Here is a 4,943-nt window from a genome sequence, read left to right on the forward strand (position 1 = left end):
CTACGCAGAACTTGAAGGGTGGCTTCAGCGGTGGAAGGAGGAGGACGGCCTCAGCGAACTTAGGGCCGTCAGCATCCTCGCCATCATGCTGAGCGCCGACGTTACGCCGGCCGACGACCCGATGGGCTTCACGCTCACGCCGTCCGCGCGTCGGCGGGCGAAGGGCTCCAACGCCGAGCAACACCGCTACGGCAAGAGCCATCGAGCGCTCGCCGACGACCTTCGGCGCACGTTGCGCGGGTTTCGCGACGACCCCGAGGCAGCGGTTTGGTTCGTTCCCATGGTGGCGGCCTGGCGTCTCGTGATCGACGGCAGGCTGGAGATGGCGCCCGTCGCGCGCGCTCTCGCCGCCTCGGTCGGGGAGGAGGCGCATTTCGACGACGGGATGTTGCCGGCGATGCGCCTCTGGAGCGTGGGCGGCGCCCGTTACTATGTGCGCCAGTGCCTGGATTGCGGCGCCGCCATGGGGAACCTGATCGCGAGCGCCGCCGCCTTGGCCGGAGGCCGCAAACCCCCGCCGTTTGACTTGGATGCGGAGACGAGAGGGCGAGAAGCGGCCGACCGCGCCTACGCGCAGCGCGCCGCCACGCGCCGCCACGCGTTCTGGGATTGGTACACCGACTATCTGCAATCGGACGCTTGGCGCGCGAAACGCACTCAGGCGCTCAAGCGCGACAAGGGTCTGTGCCAAGGCTGTCTCGATCGGCCGGCGACCCAAGTTCATCACCTAACCTACGCGCATGTCGGAGCCGAACTGCTCTTTGAACTTATTTCGATCTGCGACGATTGCCACGAACGCGCTCACCGCATCAGGGGAACCGCGCCGTGACCACAGTCATCGAGTGCACGCGCCTGATCAAGGCCGACGGCCCGCTGACCAAGAAGCTGCACCTGGCGGCGGACGGCAAGCTAGCCAACGACACGTCGCAGTGCCGCATGTCGCGCGGGCGGGCGGAGCGGGCGCCCCTCATCGACTTGCGCGCCTTCGCGACCCTGATCGAGGCGACGCCGGGCAATGTCGCCTTGGCGCTCGGACGTCTGCTCGACGGTTTGCCGGACGCGGTGCAGGTGGTGGTGAAGCGCGACCTGAAGGCCGGCCAGCCGGGCTTCGTCGCCCGGACGCAGGACAATTTCGTCTATCGCAAAGGCAAGCCGGCCTTGGCGTTGCACGACTACGACACGAAGGGAATGCCGCCTGACGTCAAGGCGCGCGTCGCGGCGCTGGGCGGCTTTACCGGCGCGCTCGCGGCCGTCTGCCCAGGGTTTGCCGAAGCCGGTTATGTCCGCCGTCGATCGACCAGCGCCAATGTCGTAAACAGCGACACGGGTGAGGAATACCAAACCGACGGCGAGCACGTCTTCCTCACGGTCGCGGACGGAAGCGACGTGCGCCGCTATCTCTATGCCTTGCATGACCGGGCATGGCTCAACGGCTTCGGCTGGACCATGGTCGGTAAAGCCGGGCAGCTGCTCGAGCGCTCGATTGTCGACAAGATGGTTTGCGCGCCCGAGCGCATTGTGTTCGAGGCCGCGCCGGATCTGGAAGCGCCACTGAAACAGCTCGAGCGCAAGGCGACCGTGCATGAAGGGCCGCCGCTCGACACCGTGGCCGCATGCCCCGACCTTACCGCCCGCGAGACAGCTGACCTCAAGCAGCTCAAGGCCGCGGCCGCCGAGGACAGACAAGGCGAAGCCGCGGCGGCGAAGACAGCGTTTGTCGAAGAGCAAACCGCCAAGCTTGTCGCGCGTGGCGTCGAGCCGGCAAGGGCGAAGGAGACGGCGAAGGCTTGGAGCCGAGGTGTCCTGAGACCCGACGCCACGCTCGAATTCGACGACCCCGATATCGGGACCAGGACCGTCGCCGACGTGCTCGCCGATCCGGAAGCGTACATCGACGAGGCGCTGGCCGACCCGGTCGAGGGCGTCGAGTACGGGCAGCAGACGGCCAAGATCCTGCGGCGCCCGACCGGTGAGGCCTTCGTCAACAGCTTCGCCCATGGCGGGGCGTTCTACCGCCTCGTCTACGACGCCCAGTCGGTCGAGGAGGCGATCTTAGCCGCGCCGAAGGAGGAGGCGACCAGGACCCTCTTCCGGCTGATCGCCCGCGCCGACGTCGACGCCGTCGACCGAAAGCGCCTCTGCAGGCTCGCCGGGGCGCGGAGCGGCCTGGGGACGCGCGTCGCCGAGAAGATGGTCAAGGAGGCGCTCGCCGAGCATGAGGAGGCGGAGGCCGAGGAGCAGCGCAAGCGCAACGCGCGAGAAAGCACGAAGGCGCGCCTGGCCGCCCCGCCGCCCGACGCCGAAGCCGCGCCCGTCATGCGGCAGTGGGACGATATCCTGGCGAATGTCTCTGGCCCGACCCCGCCAATGCGCGACGTCGAAGGCTGGCCCGTCGCCGTCGAGGAGCGCACGGTCGCCGGGCTGCATGAACTGACCGCGAACGCCGCCAACGACGAAGTCGAGGAGGGCGCAGACGCAAAGACGCGCCTGCCGGCGCCGAAAATCCAGCTCCTGACCAAGCACAGCCTGCAGAGCCTCGAGATCGAGCTTTCCGACCACATGACCTTCGTCGCGAAGACCAAGCACGGCGACCGCGCCGTCGCGCCGCACAGCCGCTTCTTGACGCACTGGCTCAAATACAAGCGATCCCGGCTTCCCACCCTACGCGCCGTCATCACGGCGACGCTCGTGTTGCCCTGAAAGAAAGAGGAGGAACCAGGACATGCCTAGACTCTTGATCGGTGAAGGCCTCGACCGCGAGCGAGGCCTCTTCTTCCGCATCGATCCCGCCGTGCTGAAATACATGCCCGACCCCTCGGACTGCACGCCGATCGCGGTGGCCAAGTCCTACCGTTTCCTTGCCGACAACTGGCTCGGCGACGTCAAAACCGACGCGGAGGGGAAGGCGGCGCTGATCGCCCTTCCGCTGACCATCGTCGAGCGCGTGCTGCTGCCCGAGCGACCGGTGTTCTATGTCACCGCCGGCCTGCGCGGCACCGGCAAGACCACCGCCCTTCACATGGTCTCGCTCGCCGCGCTCGGCATCAAGGCGGCGGCGATGGCGTGGACCAACGACGCCGAGGAGCGGAAGAAGGCGCTCTTCTCCGTGCTGCGCGAGGCCGTGCCGTTCCTGGTGTGGGACAACATCCCGCGCGGAACCGTCATCGGCTGCCCGCACATCGAACGCGCCTGCACGGCGGAGACCTACAAAGACCGGCAGCTCGGCGTGAGTGAGAGCCCGGAGGCGCCCGCCTTCACCATCATCGCCTTCACCGGCAACAACATCCGCCCCAAATCCGACACGGCGTCGCGGTCGCTCGTCATCCGCCTCGGGACCGATCGGGCCGACCCGGAAAATCGGCCCTTCACGCACGCCGATCCGATCGCCTGGACGCTCGACCACCGTGGCCAGATCCTCAACGCGCTCTATACGGTCATGCTCGGCAACCCGCGCTGCGAAGGGGCGGGGCAGACACGGTTCAAGACGTGGTGGAAGCTCGTGGGCTCGGCGGTCGAGAACGCCGCCTTCGAGGCGACCAAGGCGCCCCTGTCGTTCAAGGATATGTTCGAGAAGGTCGAGGACGAGGACGAGGACGCCATCTCGCGCGCCGGCATCATCGAGACGCTGGCGTCGATCTGGCCAAACGGCGCAACCTTCACCACGGCTCAGCTGCTCGAGCACCTCAGGAAGAATGAGGAGGCGGAGAACATGGCCGAGCTTAGACGGTTCTGCACCGCGCCGAAGGCCACGTCGCCGACACCCAACGCGATCACCCGCGCCTTGAAGTCGATCGAGGGCGCGCCGACGACCATCGACGGGTCCACCGCGGCCTTGCGCTTCCGGCGGGACGGCAAGACGAAAGCGGCCAGCTTCGAGGTCGCGTGGGAGAACAGGAAATGACCGCCCCGATGTGGCGACTCGCCGGCAGCCGGGCGCCCGAGCCGGTGCCGAATACGGCCATGAGCTACGCTTTCATCCGGGCGGTTTGCCGATGGGCGTCGCGCGCGTCGGGCAGCCAGCAAAGGATGACCATACCGAGCGGCGAAGTGGATGCCGAGGAACTCAAGCGCGTCGTCTTGGCGCTGACGAACTCGGGGTGGGCGCCGTGACGACCAAAAGAGCGCGCCGTCCTGGCGCAACCTTAAAGGAGAGAAGCGATGAGCGGTGAGCAAATGACAACGGAGACGACGAGCATGAGCATGACCGAAATCCACGAGGCCTTGACCCAGCATCTGATCGCCGCGTGGGGGGAGAGGCCGACAATCGCGCCGAGACACGCGGCGAGCATGATCGGCGGCTGGAGTAAGTTCACGGACTTCGACAGCCAAGAGACGGGCGGTCGGCAGTGCGACGCATGGATGGACCCGGTCGTCGTCAGACTTCTCGACGAGTCCTTGAACGCGCACTACCTGCGCCATGAACCCTACGTGACCTTCCCGAACGGCCCATGCATGAAGTGCGGCGCTCCGGATGGCGGGTGGCTGACCGACGCACGCGACGGCTTTCTGTGTGTGAAGGGCAATTTTGATCCCGCCGACGCAAAAGCGTGATCGCGGCGGATGATGAGGAAGGGAAGCGAAATGAGCGACAAGACGATCGATGACATAGGCCGGGGTGAATGATAACACTTAACCTGATCCCAGCCGTCGCGTTGAGCCGAGCCGAGCCGACGAACTCGAGGAGCGGGTGCGGTAGCGGATGACCGTGCCCTTCGCGTAATACTGCGGCGGCCTCGGAGCCGGGGCGCTCGTGCCGATCGACGCCAAGAGCCGATCGCGCGCCTTGACCAGCTTCTCGAACATTTCGGCCGTGCCGCCGACGTCGGGGTGCGCATTCTTGGCCTCGCGCCGGAACGCGGCGAGCACGTCGGCCTTGGTATAGTCCGCGCCGACCTTGAGAAACGCCATCGCCTCGGCGAGCGGCATGCGCATCTCTGACGGGA

General features: G+C 66.8%; 5 protein-coding genes and 1 pseudogene. 5 read left to right on the forward strand and 1 reads right to left on the reverse strand.

Annotated features, from left to right (window positions below; all coding sequences use genetic code 11):
* The 5 genes from ACLP25_RS08865 to ACLP25_RS08885 form a co-directional block, all read left to right on the forward strand.
* A partial coding sequence (locus ACLP25_RS08865) for an HNH endonuclease (RefSeq protein ID WP_442468837.1) occupies nt 1-829 on the forward strand: 829 nt, incomplete at its 5' end.
* Nucleotides 826-2,700, forward strand: coding sequence for a hypothetical protein (locus tag ACLP25_RS08870; protein WP_442468838.1), 1,875 nt, complete (start codon nt 826-828; stop codon nt 2,698-2,700). The genes ACLP25_RS08865 and ACLP25_RS08870, both read left to right, overlap by 4 nt.
* 22 nt (nt 2,701-2,722) lie before the next feature.
* Nucleotides 2,723-3,901: a hypothetical protein gene (locus ACLP25_RS08875; protein WP_442468839.1), complete on the forward strand. Its 1,179-nt coding sequence runs from the start codon at nt 2,723-2,725 to the stop codon at nt 3,899-3,901.
* Entirely contained in the window at nt 3,898-4,110 is a 213-nt protein-coding gene (locus tag ACLP25_RS08880) for a hypothetical protein (RefSeq protein ID WP_442468840.1), read from the forward strand. The genes ACLP25_RS08875 and ACLP25_RS08880 overlap by 4 nt, the downstream gene beginning before the upstream one ends.
* 84 nt (nt 4,111-4,194) lie before the next feature.
* Nucleotides 4,195-4,551: a hypothetical protein gene (locus tag ACLP25_RS08885; RefSeq protein WP_442468841.1), complete on the forward strand. Its 357-nt coding sequence runs from the start codon at nt 4,195-4,197 to the stop codon at nt 4,549-4,551.
* A 78-nt stretch (nt 4,552-4,629) separates the two neighbouring features.
* On the opposite strand, the pseudogene ACLP25_RS08890 reads toward ACLP25_RS08885, so the two are convergent.
* Nucleotides 4,630-4,943 (reverse strand): annotated as a pseudogene (locus tag ACLP25_RS08890) (hypothetical protein); the annotation flags it as partial.

It is taken from the genome of Roseiarcus sp. (genome assembly GCF_052145395.1).
In the GTDB taxonomy this organism is placed as follows: Bacteria; Pseudomonadota; Alphaproteobacteria; order Rhizobiales; family Beijerinckiaceae; genus Roseiarcus.

Excerpts from the sequence above, each read along its gene's own strand:
- ACLP25_RS08875 (WP_442468839.1), top strand. The coding sequence starts at position 2,723 with ATGCCTAGACTCTTGATCGGTGAAGGCCTCGACCGCGAGCGAGGCCTC.
- ACLP25_RS08885 (WP_442468841.1), top strand. The coding sequence starts at position 4,195 with ATGAGCATGACCGAAATCCACGAGGCCTTGACCCAGCATCTGATCGCC.
- ACLP25_RS08880 (WP_442468840.1), top strand. The coding sequence starts at position 3,898 with ATGACCGCCCCGATGTGGCGACTCGCCGGCAGCCGGGCGCCCGAGCCG.